General features: G+C 74.5%; 15 protein-coding genes. 12 read left to right on the top strand and 3 right to left on the bottom strand.

The features are described from left to right. Positions 1-187: 187 nt before the first annotated feature. The 3 genes from O2W14_RS00990 (at position 188) to O2W14_RS00980 (ending at position 2,864) form a co-directional block, all read left to right on the top strand. Entirely contained in the window at positions 188-820 is a 633-nt protein-coding gene (locus O2W14_RS00990; RefSeq protein WP_269174220.1) for a PadR family transcriptional regulator, read from the top strand. 55 nt (positions 821-875) lie between these two features. Then, positions 876-1,955 (top strand): inositol-3-phosphate synthase, encoded by a 1,080-nt coding sequence (locus tag O2W14_RS00985; protein WP_269174219.1) that lies wholly within the window; start codon positions 876-878, stop codon positions 1,953-1,955. Between the two features lie 123 nt (positions 1,956-2,078). Beyond that, the gene (locus tag O2W14_RS00980; RefSeq protein WP_269174218.1) at positions 2,079-2,864 is read left to right on the top strand and encodes a hypothetical protein; all 786 of its coding nucleotides are present in this window, start codon (positions 2,079-2,081) and stop codon (positions 2,862-2,864) included. 131 nt (positions 2,865-2,995) lie between these two features. Here the strand turns inward: O2W14_RS00980 and O2W14_RS00975 are convergent, their stop codons facing one another. Then, complete coding sequence (locus O2W14_RS00975) at positions 2,996-3,667, bottom strand: YqgE/AlgH family protein (protein WP_269174217.1); 672 nt, start codon at positions 3,665-3,667, stop codon at positions 2,996-2,998. Positions 3,668-3,796: 129 nt separating this feature from the next. On the opposite strand from O2W14_RS00975, the gene O2W14_RS00970 reads away from it, so the two are divergent. Beyond that, complete coding sequence (locus O2W14_RS00970) at positions 3,797-5,182, top strand: MFS transporter (protein ID WP_269174216.1); 1,386 nt, start codon at positions 3,797-3,799, stop codon at positions 5,180-5,182. Here O2W14_RS00970 and O2W14_RS00965 read toward each other — a convergent pair. Together O2W14_RS00965 and O2W14_RS00960 are read right to left on the bottom strand one after the other, a co-directional pair. Continuing rightward, on the bottom strand, positions 5,105-6,037 hold the full coding sequence (locus O2W14_RS00965) for a hypothetical protein (protein WP_269174215.1): 933 nt from the start codon (positions 6,035-6,037) through the stop codon (positions 5,105-5,107). The two genes, O2W14_RS00970 and O2W14_RS00965, sit on opposite strands and share 78 nt — an antisense overlap. A gap of 92 nt (positions 6,038-6,129) precedes the next feature. Then, a complete protein-coding gene (locus O2W14_RS00960) occupies positions 6,130-7,617 on the bottom strand; it encodes a CCA tRNA nucleotidyltransferase (RefSeq protein WP_269174214.1) in 1,488 nt (495 codons plus the stop codon). A 42-nt stretch (positions 7,618-7,659) separates the two neighbouring features. Here O2W14_RS00960 and O2W14_RS00955 point away from each other — a divergent pair, with 42 nt between their 5' ends. The 8 genes from O2W14_RS00955 (at position 7,660) to O2W14_RS00920 (ending at position 19,008) form a co-directional block, all read left to right on the top strand. Continuing rightward, positions 7,660-8,136, top strand: coding sequence for an NUDIX hydrolase (locus tag O2W14_RS00955; RefSeq protein WP_269174213.1), 477 nt, complete (start codon positions 7,660-7,662; stop codon positions 8,134-8,136). After that, entirely contained in the window at positions 8,133-10,463 is a 2,331-nt protein-coding gene (locus O2W14_RS00950) for a DUF6049 family protein (RefSeq protein WP_269174212.1), read from the top strand. The genes O2W14_RS00955 and O2W14_RS00950 overlap by 4 nt, the downstream gene beginning before the upstream one ends. 164 nt (positions 10,464-10,627) lie before the next feature. Beyond that, entirely contained in the window at positions 10,628-12,760 is a 2,133-nt protein-coding gene (gene murJ, locus O2W14_RS00945; RefSeq protein WP_269174211.1) for a murein biosynthesis integral membrane protein MurJ, read from the top strand. 68 nt (positions 12,761-12,828) lie between these two features. Further along, positions 12,829-14,427 carry a protein kinase family protein gene (locus O2W14_RS00940; RefSeq protein WP_269174210.1) on the top strand — a complete coding sequence of 533 codons (1,599 nt, stop codon included), beginning with the start codon at positions 12,829-12,831 and terminating at the stop codon, positions 14,425-14,427. 96 nt (positions 14,428-14,523) lie between these two features. Beyond that, positions 14,524-15,543: a thioredoxin-disulfide reductase gene (trxB, locus tag O2W14_RS00935; protein ID WP_269174209.1), complete on the top strand. Its 1,020-nt coding sequence runs from the start codon at positions 14,524-14,526 to the stop codon at positions 15,541-15,543. 132 nt (positions 15,544-15,675) lie between these two features. After that, positions 15,676-16,005: a thioredoxin gene (trxA, locus tag O2W14_RS00930; RefSeq protein WP_269174208.1), complete on the top strand. Its 330-nt coding sequence runs from the start codon at positions 15,676-15,678 to the stop codon at positions 16,003-16,005. A 254-nt stretch (positions 16,006-16,259) separates the two neighbouring features. Next, entirely contained in the window at positions 16,260-17,387 is a 1,128-nt protein-coding gene (locus tag O2W14_RS00925) for an N-acetylmuramoyl-L-alanine amidase (RefSeq protein ID WP_269174207.1), read from the top strand. A gap of 319 nt (positions 17,388-17,706) precedes the next feature. Further along, a complete protein-coding gene (locus O2W14_RS00920; protein ID WP_269174206.1) occupies positions 17,707-19,008 on the top strand; it encodes an aminotransferase-like domain-containing protein in 1,302 nt (433 codons plus the stop codon).

Below are 19,008 nucleotides of genomic sequence, written 5' to 3'. Positions count from 1 at the left end.
GGCCGGACCCCGGGGTCCGCCACCGCCCGTCGTCCGGGCACCGCCGTCAATGTACGCAACCCACGGCCCGTGCAGGCACTCCCGCGATGTCGCCATGGCCACGCGACGGGACGTCCCGACTTGCGGTCTGCGCCACACTCCGATGTATCGTCTCGATACATCGACCAGCCGAGAGTGAGGTGACACGGTGCTCGAGTTCGCCATCCTGGGGTTGCTGCACCAGTCGCCCGTGCACGGCTACGAGCTGCGCAAGGAGCTCGCCGCCGTCCTGGGCGGGCGGCGCAGCATCTCCTACGGCTCGCTCTATCCCGCGCTCAAGCGCATGCACGCCGCCGGGCTCATCTCCAGCGACGAGCCGACCCCGCGGGCCCTGCTGCCCGCCGACGCCCCGACGCTCACCGGCCGGCGCGGCAAGGTCGTCTACACGATCACGCCCGCGGGGCGGGAGCGCTTCGCCGACCTGGTCAGCGAGGCCGGCCCCGAGGCCTACGACGACGAGGGCCGCTTCGGGGTCCACCTCGCCAACTTCGCCCACACCGCGGCCGACGTCCGGCTGCGGATCCTCGAGGGCCGCCGCCGCACGCTCGAGCGCCAACGCGACCGGCTCCTGGAGTCGCTCCGCCGCACGCAGGAGCGCCTGGACCGCTACACGCTCGAGCTGCAGCGGCACGGCCTGGACTCCGTCGACCGCGAGGTCCGCTGGCTGACCGAGCTGATCGACAGCGAGCGCACCGACCCCGGTGCCGCACCGCCGGCGACCGAGCCGCCGGCCCCTCGGACAGCACCACCCGCACCGCACAGCTCGACCAGCACCACCTGATCCGCACCGCACATCGTCCGGGCCCCGCGCGGGGCCCGCCGGAGGGAGACAGTCCATGGCATCGGTCAAGGTCGCCATCGTCGGCGTCGGGAACTGCGCCGCCTCGCTCGTCCAGGGCGTGGAGTACTACAAGGACGCCGACGAGACCGCCACGGTCCCCGGCCTCATGCACGTCCGGTTCGGTGACTACCACGTCTCCGACATCGAGTTCGTCGCCGCGTTCGACGTCGACGGCAAGAAGGTCGGCCGCGACCTGTCCGAGGCGATCTCCGCCAGCCAGAACAACACGATCAAGATCGCCGACGTCCCGCCGCTCGGCGTGACCGTCCAGCGCGGCACCACCCTCGACGGGCTGGGCAAGTACTACCGCGAGATCGTCGAGGAGTCCGACGAGACCCCGGTCGACGTGGTCGCCGCCCTCCGCGAGTCCGGCGCCGACGTCCTCGTCTGCTACCTGCCCGTCGGTTCGCAGCAGGCCGCGGAGTTCTACGCACAGGCCGCCATCGACGCGAACGTCGCCTTCGTCAACGCCCTGCCCGTCTTCATCGCCGGGACGCCGGAGTGGGCGCAGAAGTTCACCGACGCCGGTGTGCCGATCGTCGGCGACGACATCAAGAGCCAGGTCGGCGCCACCATCACCCACCGCGTGCTGGCCAAGCTCTTCGAGGACCGCGGCGTGCAGCTCGACCGCACCATGCAGCTCAACGTCGGCGGCAACATGGACTTCAAGAACATGCTCGAACGCGAGCGCCTGGAGTCCAAGAAGATCTCCAAGACCCAGGCCGTCACCAGCCAGGTCGACCGGGACATGGGCAAGGACAACGTCCACATCGGCCCCTCGGACCACGTGCCGTGGCTGTCGGACCGCAAGTGGGCCTACGTCCGCCTCGAGGGCCGCGCGTTCGGCGACGTCCCGCTGAGCCTGGAGTACAAGCTCGAGGTCTGGGACTCCCCGAACTCGGCCGGCATCATCATCGACGCCGTCCGCGCCGCGAAGATCGCCAAGGACCGCGGCATCGGTGGCCCGATCCTGTCGGCGTCCTCGTACTTCATGAAGAGCCCGCCGGAGCAGTACGACGACAGCACCGCGCGGGACGCCGTCGAGGCCTTCATCCGCGGCGACGTCGAGCGCTGACGCAGGTCCCACACAGGGCCCCGGACCTCACGGTCCGGGGCCCTGGTCTGTTCGGCCTCCTCGCAGGGGCCCGCCCCGAGCTCGCGAGGGGTGGGGGGCGAGGAGGTCCTTACGCTTGAGCCCATGCGCTCCCTCCGCCGTCCTCGTCCGCTCGCGCGCCTGTCCTCCCGGGTCGCGGTCCTCGGCGTGGTCGCCGCACTGCTGGCCGGCTGTGGTGCGGACGAGGCCGCGCAGCGGACGCCCGGTGACCCGGTCAGCACCCAGGAGGCCGAGGTCCTCAGCCAGGTCCTGTACGCCGACCGCGAGGCCGGTGGCGCCGACTTCGAGGTCCGCGCGCCCTACGCCCAGGGCGCCGAGCTGACCCTCACCGGCGAGATCGACTTCCAGGGCGGCATCGGCCGTGCCCAGGCCGTGACCACCTACGGCGACGGCCGGCCCGAGGAGACCCGCACGCTGTTCTTCAGCGAGGAGGAGCTCTACCAGGGCGACGTCCCGGGGCTGGCCGAGGCGCTCAGCGGCGCCGGGCTCCCGGCCGCGACCTACGTCCGCCGGCCGGTCACCGCCACCGGCGCCAACGGGACCGCCTCGCTGCTGGACGTGCTGGTGCAGATGGTCACCCGCCTGTCGGCCGACACCGCCGACGACCCGGGGTCCTTCGGTGAGTACACCTGGCGGGGCGCGCAGCAGATCGACGGCGAGCTGGCCTCGCTGTTCCAGAGCGGCACCGGCGCCACGATCGCCGTGGGGACGGAGAGCCGGCTGCTGCTGCAGTACGTGACGCGGCTGCAGGACTTCGACGTCACGATCGACCTGTCCGACCACGGCGAGCGGGAGATCCCGCTGCCCGCCGACGCCGACACGGTCGACCTGACCGCGCACCCGGAGATCGCCAGCACGCTGGGCCTCTGACGAAGGACCCCGGACAGCACAGGAGGGGGCGGCCTCTTCCCCAGGTCGCCCCCTCCTGCGGGTCCCTTCCTACCAGCCCACGGCCCGCAGCGGGAGTCGACACGCGAGGGAGTCGACCCGACACGGGGGGTTCAGTTGGCGGAGGGGTCCGCGGGGGCCGTCGACAGCACGCCGAGCCGGCCGGACTGACGGCGCAGCACCGACCGCCACAGCTCGGGACCGGACGCGCCGGTCAGCAGGTCGCCGGGCAGCCCGGTCACGCAGGCCCAGGCGCCATCGGCGAGCTCGTCGGCCAGCTGCCCGTGGGACCAGCCCGCGTACCCGGCGAAGACCCGCAGGCCGCCGATCTCGCCGTCCAGCTCGTCGGGGTCGCTGTCCAGGTCGACCAGGTGCACCGCGCCGGCGACCTGACGCAGGCCGCTGTCCGCGGGCAGCGGGTCACTGCCCCGGCGGGTGGCCAGGCACAGTGCGGTGTCGGCCTCGACCGGGCCACCGATGTGGAAGACCTCCGGCGCCACGGCCAGCTCGGACCAGCCCGGCAGGACGTCGCCGATGCGCACCTCGCTCGGCCGCCCGAGCACGACGCCGATCGTGCCGGTGTCGGCGTGGTCGAGCACGTAGACCACCGCGCCGGCGAAGGTCGGGTCGACCAGACCCGGCAGCGCGACCAGCAGCGAGCCCGGGCGGACGTCGTCCAGGCACCCCACGGAGAGCGCGGGGACGTCACTGGACCGGCGTCGTCCGGCTGCCTGCTCGGCGGCGGGACGACGCTCGGGATCGGGTGACGAGGGCACCGGGTTCATCCCCTCCAGTGTGCATCAGCCAGGGCGGTGAGGGGCGGCACACCGACCCGCTCCCTGCGAGCGTGCCCGCCGTCCCCAGGCGCCCGCGCCGGGCTGGCACCTCACCAGCAGCGACGTAGTGTTGTCGGAGTGCAGCAGGCGCCCACCACCGTGCGTCACCTCCTGCTGCGCGGTGACTTCCGCCGGTTGCTGGCCACCCGCCTGTCCTCCCAGTTCGGCGACGGCGTCTTCCAGGCTGCGCTCGCCGGGACGGTGCTGTTCAACCCCTCGCAGGCCACCGACCCCGTCGACGTCGCGGCCGGGTTCGCCGTCCTGCTGCTGCCGTACTCGCTGGTCGGACCGTTCGCCGGGGTGTGGCTGGACCGCTGGAGCCGCCGGCAGGTGCTGATGGTCGCCAACCTGGTGCGCGCGGTGCTCGTGCTGGGCGTGGCCGCGCTGATCCTGGCCGGGGTGACCGGGCCCGGCTTCTACGTCGCGGGGCTGCTGGTCTTCTCGGTCAACCGGTTCGTGCTCTCGGCGCTGTCGGCCGGGCTGCCTCACGTCACCGACGAGCCGTCGCTGGTCTCGGCGAACGCGCTGACCACGACCTCGGGCGCCATCGCCGCGGTGCTGGGCGGCGGCCTGGCGATCGGGTCGACCGAGCTGGCCGGGTCCGGCGCGGGCAGCTACGCCCTGCTGGCGCTGGTCTCGGCGGTGCCCTACCTGGTGGCCTCGGCGGTCGTCTCCGGCTTCCCGCGGCCCTACCTGGGGCCGGACCACCTGACGCTGGCGGCCACCGTGAGCGCCCGCGACGTCCTGCACGGGATGGTGGCCGGCGCCCGGCACATGCTCGCCCACCCCCCGGCCACCGCCGTCCTGTCGGTGATGGCCGTGCACCGGGTGTTCTACGGGCTGCTCACGCTGATGACCCTGCTGCTCTACCGCAACGAGTTCACCGACGAGTCCGGTCTCTTCCCCGGTGGGCTGGCCGGGCTGGGCGAGGTCCTGGCCGCCGGCGCGGCCGGCACCCTGCTGGCCGCGGCCGTGACCCCGGCGGCAGTGCGCCGGTGGGGCAAGGCGCCGTGGGTGATCGGGCTGCTGCTGCTCGCCGGGGTCGGCCAGCTCGTGCTCGGCGGGCTGTTCACCCCGCCGGCGGTCGTGGCCGCCGTGCTCACCCTGGGCTTCGTCGCGCAGGGCATCAAGATCTGCGTCGACACCACCCTGCAGGAGTCGGTGGACGACGACTTCCGCGGCCGCGTGTTCTCCGCCTACGACACCCTGTTCAACGTCACCTACGTGGTCGCCCTGCTGGTCGGCGCGCTGCTGCTGCCCGCCTCGGGGGTCAGCTGGCCGGTGCTCATCGCCGTCGGCGCCGGCTACCTCCTCACCGCCCTCGCCTTCTCCCGCTGGTCCAAGCGGAGTGGATTCGTCGAGCTGACACCGGCTCATCCACTCCGCTCAGTGCACGAGGGCCGCGATCTCCCGGCCGCAGGACACCCGGTCGGCTCGCAGCCGCTGCACCGGGAAGCGCAGTAGCACCAGCCCGGCACCGTGCAGGGCGTTCTGCCGGCGCAGGTCGGCGGCCCAGTCCTCGGTGCTGAGGTGCCAGGCACGCCCGTCGGCCTCCACGCCCACGCCGTGCTCGCGCCACAGGGCGTCGACGGAGAACCGGCCGGCTGGTGTGTCGACGGGGGCGTTCCACTCCGGCTCCGGCAGTCCGGCGGCGACGACGACCCGGCGGAGGTCGCTCTCGCCGACCGAGCGCATGCCCCGGCGGGCGTCCTCCAGCGCGGACCGCAACCAGGGCCCGAGTCGCCGGCCCAGCGCCCGCGCCTCGGAGAAGAGGTCGTCGACCGAGACGAGTTCGCGCTGGAGCGCGTCGGAGACCACGTGCTCGACGTCGGACCGGCGCCGTGCGCCCAGGCTGACGTCGACCACTGCCCGGGCAGCGGTCGTCACCGGCAGACCAGCGACGACCACCGGCTCGAGGGGACGCCGGCTCTGGTGGACGACCACGAAGCCGTGCGAGGCCATGTGCTGACCGTGGGGGCGGGACACCTCGACCATCCCCGTCTCTGGCGGTGCGGCGAAGACGCCGGTCACCCCCGCCGTGCGGCGACGGGGCGGCAACTCGTCCACGCGTGCTCCCCACAGCACCAGCGCGCTGTGGTGGGACAGGCACGCGTCGGGCCCGGCGAACTCCAGGCCGACCTGCCACCGCTCACGGCGGGTCAGCCCGCCACCGTGCGACACGACCACCCCGCGGACCGGCTCCTGCCAGCGGCCGGTGCGCACCGCCGTGCGGACCCGCTGGTCGCTGATGCCCGCCGCCCGCAGGTCCCGCCGGTGGGCGACGCAGCGGTCGGTGGGGAAGACGGAGGCGCTGGGCACCACGGCAGGGTGACGGCGAACCGGTCACCCGCGCCGGCGCCGTCCACAAGTGGAGTGGATCCGTCGGCGTCACCGCGACGGATCCACTCCGCTCACGAGGTCTTGTTGCGCCACCAGGTGAGGAGCTCGGCCTCGGCCACGTCGGGGTCCAGGGGGCCGCGCTCGAGGCGGAGGTCCTTGAGGAAGCGCCAGGCCTCGCCGACCTCGCGGCCCGGCGGGATGTCCAGCAGCTCCATGATCCGGTTGCCGTCGAGGTCGGGCCGGATCCGCCCGAGGTCCTCGGCCTGCGAGATGTCCTCGATGCGCTCCTCGAGGGAGTCGTAGGTCGCCGACAGCATCGCCGCCCGCTTCTTGTTGCGGGTCGTGGAGTCCGAGCGCACCAGCTTGTGCAGCCGGGGGAGCAGGTCACCGGCGTCGGTGACGTAGCGGCGGACGGCGGAGTCGGTCCACTCGCCGTTGCCGTAGCCGTGGAACCGCAGGTGCAGGAACGTGAGCCGGCTGACGGCCTCCACGACGTCCTTGGGGTACTTCAGCGCGGTCAGCCGGCGGCGCACCAGCTTGGCGCCGACCACCTCGTGGTGGTGGAAGGACACCCGGCCGCCGGACTCGTGCCGGCGGGTGGCGGGCTTGCCGATGTCGTGCAGCAGTGCGGCCAGCCGGAGCACCAGGTCCGGGGACCCCGCCTGCGGGTCGGCCTTCTCCAGCGCGATCGCCTGGTCCAGCACGATCAGCGAGTGGGCGTAGACGTCCTTGTGCTGGTGGTGCTCGTCGATCTCCATCCGCAGCGCGGAGAGCTCCGGCAGCACGACGTCGGCCAGCCCGGTGGACACGAACAGGTCCAGCGCCTCGCTGGGGGAGTCGTTGAGCAGGGTGCGGGAGAACTCGTGCTGCACCCGCTCGGGGGTGATCCGGCCCAGCTCCGGGGCCAGCGCGGTCATCGCCTCGACGACCTCGGGGTCGGGCATCAGCTGCAGCTGGGCGACGAAGCGCACTGCGCGCAGCATCCGCAGCGGGTCGTCGGCGAAGGACTCCTCGGCCCGGCCGGGCGTGCGCAGCCGGCGGGCCAGCAGGTCCCCGAGGCCGCCGAAGGGGTCGGTGACGGTGCGGTCCTCGCCGAGGGAGACGGCCATCGCGTTGACGGTGAAGTCCCGGCGGGCCAGGTCGTCGACCAGGGAGTCGCCCCAGGCGACCTCGGGGTTGCGGGACTCCCGGTCGTACCGGTCGGCCCGGAAGGTGGTGATCTCCAGCCGTTCCCCGCGCACCTCCGCGCCGACCGTGCCGAAGGCGATGCCGGTGTTCCACGTGGAACTGGCCCAGCCGCGCAGCACCTCCAGCGTCTGCTCCGGGCGGGCGTCGGTCGTCAGGTCCAGGTCGCCCGTGGGCAGCGCGGCGTCGTCGGCGGCGGCCAGCAGCGCGTCGCGCACCGACCCGCCGACCAGGTGCACCTCGAACCCGGCCGCGGTGAACCGGCGGCCCACCTCGGCGAGGACCGGCGAGAGGTCCACGAGCTCGCGGACCGTCGCCTGCACCGCCGCGGGGACGGGCTGGGCGGGAGGGCGACGCGGATGCTCGACTGACACGACGAGCGAGGGTAGTGCGGTCGCGCGCGCTACCCTCTCCGCATGGCTGGGACGGGCGGGCGACAGCGCCCCGGCCGCCGACTGCGCCGGGTCGACGAGACCTCGGCCGGCGGCCTGGTGGTGGCCGACGACGCACTGACCGGACCCTGCGCTGCCCTGATCGGGCGCACCGACCGGCGCGGCCGCCTGCTGTGGTCCCTGCCCAAGGGCCACATCGAGGAGGGCGAGACGCCCGAGGACACCGCCGTCCGCGAGGTCGCCGAGGAGACCGGCATCATCGGCGAGGTCGTCGCCCCGCTGGGGATCATCGACTTCTGGTTCGTCGCCGACGGGCGGCGGGTGCACAAGACCGTCCACCACTTCCTGCTCCGGGCCACCGGTGGCGCGCTGTCCGACGAGGACGTGGAGGTCACCGAGGTGGCCTGGGTGCCGCTGACCGAACTGGGCGGCCGGCTGGCCTACGCCGACGAGCGCGCCCTGGTGGAGCGCGCGCCGGGCCTGCTGGCCGACACCGCGTGAGGCGGCGGGCCGCCGGCCGCGCCGACGGCCGCCCCGGCCTCGGCGTCGCCTCCTGCACGTCGTCCCGGGCCGCCGGGCGCACCGCCGTCCTCGGGGCGGTCCTGACCGTGCTGACCGGCGTGGTCGGCCTGCCGGCCGCACAGGCCGAGCCGGGCGGGCCCGTCCGCACCACCGCCGCCGCCGAGGCCCCCCGCCCGGTGCGGGTGGTGGTCCAGCGGCTCGAGCCGCGCACGGTGGTCCCGGGCGCACCGGTCCAGCTGGGCCTCACCCTGGTCAACGACGGCACCACCACCTACCGCGACCTGTCGGTGCGGCTGCAGCGCGGCGACGTGCTGCGCACCCGGGCCGGCCTGGACGCCGAGCTCGACTCCGCCGACACCGGTGGGGCCACGGCCGCCGCACCCTGGCAGGAGGTGGCCGGCGAGCTGGCCCCCGGGCAGTCCCGCACCGTCGAGTACGCGACCACCGCCGAGGCCCTGCAGCTCACCGAGGACGGCGTCTACCCGGTGCTGGTCAACGTCAACGGCAGACCCGAGGACGGCGCCGAGGAGCGGGTGGGGGAGCTGGCCACCCAGCTGGTCTCCCGGGTCGCACCGCCGGCCGACCCGCCCCGGCGGACGACGGTCGCCTGGCTCTGGCCGATCACCGACCGGCCGCACCGCGACCCCACCGGTGCCTTCGTCGACGACCAGCTCGCCGCCGAGGTGGCCGAGGGCGGCCGGCTCGACCGCGCCCTCGACGTCCTGGACCGGCTGCCCCGGGTGCCCGGTGGGACCCGGCCGGCGGTACCGGTGACCCTCGCCGTCGACCCCGCGCTGCTGGAGGAGCTGGCGGTCATGGCCGCCGGCCCCTACCGCGTCGGCGACGCCGACGGCACCGGCACCGCTGCCGCCGCCGCCCTGCTCGAGCGGCTGCGCGCCGCGGCGGACCCCTCGGTGGTCGTGCTGCCCTACGCCGACGTGGACGGCGACGCGCTGGCCGCCGGCGGGCTGACCGAGGTGCTGGCCCGCTCTCTCCCCGGCACGCCGGAGGGCACCGCCCGCCAGCCCGGGGTCCCCGGCGCCACCGAGGCCACGACCGGCAGCGCGGGGGCCGCGATCGTCCGGGACGTGCTCGGGGTCGAGCCGCGCACCGACGTCGCCTGGCCGGTCGAGGGCGCGGTCCGCCCCGACACCCTCGCGGCGCTGCGCACCGGCGGGGCGCGCGCCGTGGTGCTGGCCCAGGACTCGCTGACCGAGGGCGACCGCGCCGTCGGTGCTGAAGGGGGCTCTGCCGTGCCAGCGAGCAGCCTGCCCACCGCGGCGGGGCCGGTGACCGCCCTGGTCGCCGACCAGCGGCTCACCGACCTCGTCACCGACGCGACCGGCGGGTCGGCCGGCGGGCGGTTGACCGAGCAGAGCTTCCTGGCCGAGCTTGGCGCGCTGGCCACCCAGGCCGCGGACGCCCCGGCGACCCTGCTCGTCGTCCCCTCGCGCCGGGTCGACCCCGACCCGGCGACGGTCGCGGCGATGATGACCGACACGGTCGAACAGCCGTGGCTGACCGCCGTCCCGGTCCCCGACCTGGTCGGCGCGGGAGCGGCCGCCGACGCACCTGGCCCCGGCCCCGCCGGCGACCTGGTGCCCGAGGCCGGGACCGACGCGCCGCTGTCCGCCGACGACGTGGCCGTGATCGCCGCGGCGGCGCGGGTGCGCGACGACTTCACCGCCGCCGTCGGGGAGCCGGCCAGCGTGCTCGCCGGCTACGACGCCGCCATCGCCCGGGCCGCCTCGGCCGGCTGGCGGGGCGACCCGGTGGGGTTCACCGCCTCGGCCGCCCGGCTGCGGGACTCGATCGACTCGCTGCGCCGGCAGGTCACCCTGGTGGCCCCGGTCGACGGCACCTACAGCCTCGCCTCACGGGACGCCCCCCTGGTGCTCACCGTGCGCAACGACCTGCCCTTCCCCATCGACGTGGAGCTCGAGCTCATCACCCGCGAGAACGTGCAGCTGACCACCGAGGACATCGGCGTCACCACCCTGGAGCCCGAGTCCCGCCGCCTGCTGGAGGTGCCGGCCCGCGTGCAGCAGTCCGGCGGCTTCGCCGTCACCGCCCGGCTGACCACGCCCGGCGGTGAGCTGCTGGGCGAGGAGGTGCGGATGCAGGTCAGGAGCACCGCCTACGGCCCGATCACCCTCGGCCTCACCATCGGCGCCGCGGGCCTGCTCGGCCTGCTGTTCCTGCGCCGAGCCGTGCTCTTCGTACTGGCCCGCCGTCGCGGCGAGACCACCGGGGACGAGTCCCCGGCCGGTGGCGCCGGCGTGCCGCCCACCCGGAGCCCGGTGTGAGCAACGGTTCCCGCGCCGGCTCCCCGGAGGACCAGCGCGCCGACGCCGGGTCCTGGCAGCCCGCCGACCCGCAGCGGCACGACGACCAGCAGCGGCCTGGCGACCGTCCCCGTCCGGACGGCGCCGCCCGCCCACCCGCGCGGCCGGATCGCCCGGTCCCGCCCGTGCCCCTTCCGCCGCCCCCGTACAACGGCGCCCGCGGCGTCCCCCCGTCGTCCCCGGCCGGGGCCGCTGCCCCGGCGGTCCCGGTGCCGCCGCCGTCCCGCGACGTCCCGCCGTCCCGGGGCACGGGTCCCGCCGGCGACGCCGGGCCCGGACCGGCCCGGTCCGCCGCCCCGGCGCCCTCGCGCGACCGGGTGCCGCCGCGACCGCTGCCCCTGCCGCCGAACTACCCCTCGGCCCGTCCCTCGGGTGCCGGGCCCCGCACCGGCGCGGAGCTGCCCCAGGCACCCGGCCAGGTCCGTCGTCCGCTCCCGCCGGTCACGCCGCTGGACCCGGCCCCGGTGGCCGGCCTGCCGCCCGTCGTCCCGCGCCGGCGCACCGACCTGCCCCCCGTCCCGCCGCCGACCCGGGTGCGGCGGTTCGTCCCCGGCCCCGACGACACCCAGCTCATCCCCGCCTTCCCGCCGGTCCAGCAGGTCGACGAGGACGACGAGGAGGTCGCCGACCGCGAGGGCGCCCCCGGCGGCAGCAAGGGGATCCTGCGGGCCGCCGGCACCATGGCGGTCGCGACGCTGGTCAGCCGGCTCACCGGGCTGCTGCGCACCGTCGTCATCGCCGCCGCGCTGGGCGTGACCCTGGTCAACGACGCCTACAACACCGCGAACACCCTGCCCAACCTGGTCTACGAGCTGCTGCTGGGCGGCGTGCTGTCCTCGGTCGTCGTCCCGCTGCTGGTCCAGGCGCAGGTCAAGGACCGCGACGGCGGCGTCGGCTACACCCAGCGGCTGATGACCATCGCCACCGTCGGGTTGCTGGTGATCACCGGCCTGGGGGTGCTGGGCGCACCGCTGCTCACCCGGCTGGCCGACATCAGCGGGGACGCCGACCAGGTGTCGCTGGCCAACTGGCTGGCGAGGCTGCTGCTGATCGAGATCGTCTTCTACGGCCTGGGCGCGCTGGCCGCCGCGGTGCTCAACTCCCGCGGGGTGTTCGGCGCACCGGCCTGGGCGCCGGTGCTCAACAACCTGGTGGTCATCGCCACCGGTGCGCTGTTCATCGCCGCCAGCGGCCCCGGTGAGCTCACCCCGGTCACCATCAGCGACTACCAGGTGTGGCTGCTCGGCATCGGCACCACCGCCGGCATCGCCGTGCAGTCGTTGATCCTGCTGCCGCTGCTGCGCAAGGTCGGCGTGCCGCTGCGCCCGCGCTGGGGCCTGCGCGGCACCGGGCTGCGCGAGGCCGGCTCGCTGGGCATCTGGGTGGTGGCCTACGCGGCGATCAGCCAGGTCGGCGTGATCATCGCGATGCGCGTGGCCAACGCCGCCGGCCGGGAGGGCGGGCTGGGGTCCAGCGCCTTCGCCATCGCCAGCCTGCTGTTCCAGATGCCCTACGGGATCATCGGCGTCGCACTGCTCACCGCCCTGCTGCCCCGGATGAGCCGCGCCGCCGCCCGCCAGGACCTGGACGGCGTCGTCGCCGACCTCACCCTGGGCACCCGCCTGTCGGCCACCGGGCTGCTGCCGGTCACCGCCGTCCTGGTGGTGCTCGGCCCGGCGGTGGCCACCGTCGCCTTCGGCTGGGGCAACACCAGCGTCGAGCAGGCCCACTCGATCGGGATCGCGCTGGCCTGGGGGGCCTTCGGGCTGCTGCCGATGGCGGTCACCCTGCTGCAGCTGCGGGTCTTCTACGCCATGAAGGACGCCCGGACGCCGACGTTCATCCAGCTGGCCATGGTCGCCGTCCGGGTGCCGCTGCTGCTGCTGGTGCCGGTGCTGGTCAGCCCCGAGCACGTCGTCGCCGGGCTGATGATCGCCACCAGCACCACCTACCTGATGGGCTGGCTGGCCGGCAGCGTCGCCCTGCACCGCGCGCTCGGTGTCCGCGCCGGCCCGGACGCAGGCCGGACGGTCGCCCGGATGGCCCTGGTCTCCGCCGTCGCCGGCGTCCTGGGCTGGGTCGCGGTGTCCCTCGCCGGCCGATCGCTGGGGGAGTCGGTCCCGGGCTCGCTCGGAACGGTCCTCCTCGGTACCGTGGTCATCGGCAGCGCGGTGGTCGCGGGTGCCGTGGTGGTCGGTGTCCCCGAGGTGCGGGACGGTCTGGCCGGTGTCCGGGCGAAGCTCGGGCGATCACGGTGACCAGACCACCGGTGCCGAGCACGGGGGCGCCGTCCCCGGCAGGACAGGGCAGGGGGTCGGCAGCGTCCGTGACGTCGACGACCACAGGCCTGCCCGACCGGTACCGCCCGCTCGACCAGGTCGCCCCGGACGAGGAGACGCCCACCGGCGTCATCCGCTCCTGGCGGGCCCGGGACCGGGTGCTCAACCGCGACGTCGCGCTGCGCGTGCACACCCCCGGCGGCCCCGCCGCCCGCGAGTGGATCACCCGCGCGCTCACCGCCGGCGGGCTGGCCACGCCGGCACTGGCGATGGTCTACGACGCGGCCGAGGGCACCGGCGGCACCGAGCCCGGTGGCGCGGCCTACGTGGTCAACGAGTGGATCGAGGGCACCCGGCTGTCCGACCGGCTGGCCGAGAGCGGCCCGCTGGGCGAGCGCGAGGCCAGCGCCGTGGTCCGCCGGCTGGCCGAGGGCGTCGCCGAGGCGCACCGGGTCGGGCTCGCCGTCGGCGGGCTCACCGCCGAGCACGTCGTGCTGCGCCCCGGTGGCCTCGTCGGGCTGCTGTCTGTGCCGGCCGCGACCAGCACCGAGGAGGGCGACATCGCCGCCCTCGGGGCCCTCCTGGAGCTGTGCCTCACCGGCGGCGGCCCCACCCCGATCGCGTCCCCCGACCTGGCCGCCCTGGTGCGCCGGGCCCGCTCCACCGACCCCGCGAACCGGCTGTCCAGTGCCGGCGCGATGGTCGCCCTGCTGGCCGAGCGCCCGCGCACCGCCCCGCAGGAGGCCGCCCGTCCCGACGGGCTGACCGACAGCGGCTGGATGCGCCGGCTGCGCGACCGCCGCGACCTCGCCGACGCCGAGGAGACCGGCGGTCCCGTCCGGCTCGACCCGCACACCCTCCCGCCGGTCCCCGGTCGCGCCATGGCCCGCCCGCTGGCCTCCCGCCACGCGGCCGAGGTCGACGACGAGGACGACCTGGACTGGGAGACGACCTTCCCCGACGACGAGGAGGAGCTCGACGACGAGCCGGCTCCCACCGCCCGTCGCCGGCTGGCCGTCATCGGGCTGCCGCTGCTCGCCCTCGCCGTCATCATCGCGATCGGCTGGTGGGTGGGCAGCAACGTGCTCTCCGTCGCCTCCAGCAACGTCGACTCGAACGGTGGCCGGACGGTGCCCGGCGCCGGTGCCACCGCCGGCTCCTCCGCCGCAGCGCCGGCGCCCCCGGCGGCCACCCCGGGCACCCCGCTGCCGGTCACCGACGCCACCGTCTTCGACCCCCTGGGCGACGGCGAGCCGGAGAACGACGGCGACGTCCCGCTGACCACCGACGGCGACCCCGCCACCGCCTGGGCGACGCTGAACTACCGGAACTCCGCCGACTTCGGCAACCTGAAGGAAGGCGTCGGGGTCCTCTACGACCTGGGCAGCGAGCAGCCGGTGAGCAGCGTCGAGCTGCGGACCACCCGGCCCGGTTCCTCCGTGGAGATCCGCACCGGGGGCACCCCCGACAGCGACCTGGAGGACTTCACGGTCGCCGCCAGCGGCGACCTCACCGGCACCGACGACCTGGCCTTCCAGGCGCCGATCACGACCCGCTACGTGCTCGTGTGGGTCACCGGCCTGGTGCCCCAGGGCAGCACCTTCAGCGCCGACCTCGCCGAGGTCACCCCCCGCTCCGCCGGCTGAGCGCGAGCCACCGACCACCCCGTCCGGGGTGGCGGGCCGCCCGCCACGGGCCCGGCAGCAGGGTCTGCGGGGAATGCCCGACCTAGGCTGTCGGTTGTGCCGACCGTGACGAACGACCAGCCCGCCCCCGGCCCCGCGGTCTCCACCGACCCGGCGCACCCGGCGATCCCCCCGGCGGAGCACGACGGCGTCCGTGACCTGATCATCATCGGGTCCGGCCCTGCCGGTTACACCGCTGCCACCTACGCCGCCCGCGCGAACCTCCACCCGCTGGTGTTCGAGGGCTCGCAGTTCGGTGGCGCCCTGATGACCACCACCGAGGTCGAGAACTTCCCCGGCTTCCCCGAGGGCATCCAGGGCCCGCAGCTGATGGACGACATGCGCACCCAGGCCGAGCGCTTCGGCGCCGAGCTGGTGCCCTCCGACGTCACCGAGGTCGACCTCACCGTCAACCCCAAGATCGTCAAGGTCGGTGGGGTGGAGCACCGCGCCCACGCGGTGATCATCGCGACCGGCTCGAAGTACCGGTACCTCGGCCTGGACAACGAGCAGCGCCTGCTCGGCCACGGCGTCTCCGCCTGTGCCACCTGCGACGGCTTCTTCTTCCGCGACCAGGACATCGTCGTGGTCGGTGGTGGTGACTCCGCCATGGAGGAGGCCACCTTCCTGACCCGCTTCGCCAAGACGGTCACCGTCGTGCACCGCCGCGAGGAGCTGCGCGCGTCGAAGATCATGGTCAAGCGCGCGCAGGACAACGAGAAGATCCGCTGGGCCCTGGGCAAGCAGGTCACCGACGTCCACGGCGAGGGCGCGGTCTCGGCCGTCGAGCTCACCGACGTCGCCACCGGCGCCACCGAGCAGCTCCCGGTCACCGGCCTCTTCGTCGCGATCGGCCACGACCCGCGCAGCGAGATGTTCGCCGGCCAGGTGAAGCTGGACGACGAGGGGTACGTCGTCGTCGACCACCCGACCACCCGGACGAGCATCGACGGCGTCTTCGCTGCCGGTGACGTCGTCGACCACATCTACCGCCAGGCGATCACGTCGGCCGCCACCGGTGCGGCCGCCGCCATCGACGCCGAGCGCTGGCTGGCCGACACCTTCGACGAGCGCTGACGAAGTAGCAGGACCCCTTCGTCCCCCACGCTTCGCAAGCTCAGCGCGGGGCCCTACGAAGGGGCCGAGGGCATAGAACCGGCGACCGGCCGGTTCCACCACCAGCACCTCCGAGCAACCAAGGGAGCCACCATGGCAGGCAAGAACACCGTGACCGTGACCGACGCCAGCTTCGCCACCGACGTGCTGGGCAGCGACAAGCCCGTGCTCGTCGACTTCTGGGCCGAGTGGTGTGGCCCGTGCAAGATGGTCGCCCCGGTGCTGGAGGAGATCGCGGCCGAGCACGCCGACAAGCTCACCATCGCCAAGCTCAACATCGACGAGAACCCGCAGATCGCCCGCGACTACCAGGTCATGTCGATCCCGACCATGACGGTCTTCCAGGGCGGCAAGCCGGTCAAGAGCATCATCGGCGCCAAGCCCAAGGGCGCCATCCTCTCGGACCTGTCCGACTACATCTGACGAAGGACCTGCTCGCCCCCCACCATTCGCAGGCTCATGGTGGGCCCCTGCGAGCAGGCCATGGGCCCGTTCGTCCCTCGGGACGGGCGGGCCTCGTCCGTTCCCGGGGTGGGGTCGCGGCGTCCGTGGGCGGGTGGTCTGACGGCGTCAGGTCACCCGGTGCGCACACGTCGGTCACCACGGGCCACAATCGACGTCCGTACGCCGGCCGTCCCCCGACCGGAATCCGACCGTAGAGGAGCGACGAGCGCCGCATGGACGTCCTGCGACCCGGCAGCACCGGCCCCGCGGTGGCCGAGGTGCAGGCGGTCCTCCGGTCCCTCGAGCTGCTCGACGGCGACCCCGCCCAGCCCGCCGGCCCCACCGCCGAGTACGACCCGGCGACCGAGCTCGCCGTCCGGCACTTCCAGCAGGTCCGTGGGCTCTCCGTCGACGGGCGGGTGGGCGACGAGACCTACCGCGCCCTGCACGAGGCCCGCTGGTCCCTCGGTGACCGCCTCCTCCGGTACGACCCCGAGCGGCCCGTGCGCGGCGACGACGTCCGCCGGCTGCAGGAGCTCCTGCTCGAGCTGGGCTACGACGCCGGCCGCGCCGACGGCATCCTGGGCGCCGAGACCGAGTCGGGGCTGCGCACCTTCCAGCGCGACTACGGCCTGACCGCCGACGGCACCTGCGGGCCGGCCACGCTGCGCGCCCTCAAGCAGCTGGGCCGCCGGGTCACCGGCGGGCGGCCTCAGCTGCTGCGGCAGAGCGCGTCGATGGTGGCGTCCGGCTCGCACCTCATCGGCCGGGTCATCGTCATCGACCCCGGTCACGGCGGCCCGGACACCGGGTTCACCGCGGGGGAGACCACCGAGGCCGACCTGGTCTTCGACCTCGCCTCCCGGATCGAGGGCCGGCTGGCCGCCGCGGGCGCGACCGTCTACCTGACCCGGGGGCGCGACGGCGACCCCGCGGCCGGTGACCGCACCACGTTCGCCAACGACACCCGAGCCGACCTGTTCCTGTCCCTGCACATGGAGGCGCACGGCTCGGCGCACGCCCGGGGCGTGGCCAGCTACTACTACGGCACCGGGTCCGGGGCCAGCTCCACCGTCGGCGAGGAGTTCGCCAACCTGGTGCGGCGCGAGGTCATCGCCCGCACCGGCCTGCTCGACTGTGGCTCGCACCCCAAGACCTGGGACATCCTGCGGATGACCCGGATGCCGGCCGTCCGCGTCGACTGCGGGTACCTCTCCCACCCCGTCGACCGGTTGCTGCTCCTGGACGCCCGCACCCGCAGCACCATCGCCCAGGCCGTGGTCGCCGCCGTGCAGCGGCTCTTCCTGCCGGCCGACGCCGACCCGGCGACCGGCACGTTCCTCCTCCCCGCCCGGCGCTGACCAAGGACCTCCCGGCCCCCGGCCGCGTCCCGAGGCTCGCCCCGAACCTGCGAGGGGTGAGGAGGACGTCGTCCCCCCACTCGCGGCGGGACCCTGCAGGGAGGCCGGGCCGACGCAGGGCCGGGCGGCTCGCCGGGGACGGACCGGTCCGGCTGCGCTCCAGCCGCTTACACTTCGACAGGTGACCCCTCCTGTGCCCGACCCCTCGGTCGGTCCCGGTCAGGCCGGGGCGCGCTCACCGGGTGCGCCCTCGCACGTCTCGCTGCGGCATCCGCGGTTGGACCCCCTGGCAGACCGGTACGCAGCACGCACCCACGGCATGAAGAGCTCGGAGATCCGGGCCCTGTTCTCCGTGGTGAGCCGGCCCGAGGTGGTGTCGCTGGCCGGTGGCATGCCCGCCGTCACCGCCCTGCCGCTGGACGTCGTCGGCTCCATGATCGGCGAGCTCGTCTCCGGCATGGGCGCCCAGACACTGCAGTACGGCTCCGGTCAGGGCGACCCCCGGCTGCGTGAGCGGATCTGCGACGTCATGGCCCTCGAGGGCATCCTGGACGCCTCACCCAGCGAGGTGGTGGTCACCGTCGGCTCCCAGCAGGGGCTGGACCTGGTGACCCGCGTGTTCGTCGACCCCGGTGACACCATCCTGGCCGAGGGGCCGTCCTACGTCGGCGCCCTGGGGGTCTTCCAGGCCGCTCAGGCGCAGGTCCGGCACGTGGAGATGGACACCGACGGGCTCATCCCCGAGGCGCTCGAGCAGGCGCTCATCGAGTGCCGCGCGCGCGGCGACCGGGTCAAGTTCCTCTACACGGTGCCCAACTACCACAACCCCGCCGGCGTGACCCTCTCCGAGGAGCGACGCGAGGCGGTCATGGCGATCGCCGAGCAGTACGACCTGCTCGTCATCGAGGACAACCCGTACGGCCTGCTGGGCTTCGAGCACGAGCCGATGCGCGCGCTGCGGGCCCGCAACGACGAGCGGGTCATCTACCTCGGCTCGTTCTCCAAGACGTTCTCCCCGGGCCTGCGGGTCGGCTGGGTGCTGGCGCCCCTGGCCGTGCGGGAGAAGCTGGTGCTGGCCACCGAGGCGCAGGTGCTCTGCCCGCCCTCACTGACCCAGTACGCCGTCGCCCGCTACCTGGACACCCAGCCCTGGCAGCAGCAGATCAAGGTGTTCACCGAGCTGTACCGGGAGCGCCGCGACGCCACGCTGGAGTCGCTGGCGGCACTGATGCCCCGCGGCACCACCTGGAGCAAGCCCGACGGCGGCTTCTACGTGTGGCTGAAGCTGCCGGAGGGCCTGGACGCCAAGCTGATGCAGCCCCGCGCGGTCGCCGCGCACGTGGCCTACGTCCCGGGGATCGGCTTCTACGCCGACGGCTCGGGCCGTGAGCACATGCGGCTGTCCTACTGCTACCCCGAGCCCGACCAGATCCGCGAGGGCGTGCGCCGGCTGGCCCGGGTCATCGAGGCCGAGCTGGACCTGCACTCGACGTTCGGCTCGGTCGACACCGGCACCTTCCGGGCGGTCACCTCCACGCCTCGGTCGTCGTCCCGGTCGGCCTACCCGCCGCCGGTGATCGGGCCGGCGAACGGCGCCGAGGGCGGCGAGCCCTCCCTCTGA

The sequence above is a fragment of the Modestobacter sp. VKM Ac-2986 genome, assembly GCF_026967795.1.
Lineage (GTDB): Bacteria > Actinomycetota > Actinomycetes > Mycobacteriales > Geodermatophilaceae > Modestobacter.
This window is presented reverse-complemented; position numbering and strand designations above follow the sequence as displayed.

What these genes read in the sequence shown, in the direction of transcription:
- O2W14_RS00925 (WP_269174207.1), top strand. Translation starts at nt 16,260, where the DNA reads ATGGACGTCCTGCGACCCGGCAGCACCGGCCCCGCGGTGGCCGAGGTG.
- O2W14_RS00980 (WP_269174218.1), top strand. Translation starts at nt 2,079, where the DNA reads ATGCGCTCCCTCCGCCGTCCTCGTCCGCTCGCGCGCCTGTCCTCCCGG.
- O2W14_RS00975 (WP_269174217.1), bottom strand. Translation starts at nt 3,667, where the DNA reads ATGAACCCGGTGCCCTCGTCACCCGATCCCGAGCGTCGTCCCGCCGCC.
- O2W14_RS00985 (WP_269174219.1), top strand. Translation starts at nt 876, where the DNA reads ATGGCATCGGTCAAGGTCGCCATCGTCGGCGTCGGGAACTGCGCCGCC.
- O2W14_RS00955 (WP_269174213.1), top strand. Translation starts at nt 7,660, where the DNA reads ATGGCTGGGACGGGCGGGCGACAGCGCCCCGGCCGCCGACTGCGCCGG.
- O2W14_RS00920 (WP_269174206.1), top strand. Translation starts at nt 17,707, where the DNA reads ATGAAGAGCTCGGAGATCCGGGCCCTGTTCTCCGTGGTGAGCCGGCCC.
- trxA (WP_269174208.1), top strand. Translation starts at nt 15,676, where the DNA reads ATGGCAGGCAAGAACACCGTGACCGTGACCGACGCCAGCTTCGCCACC.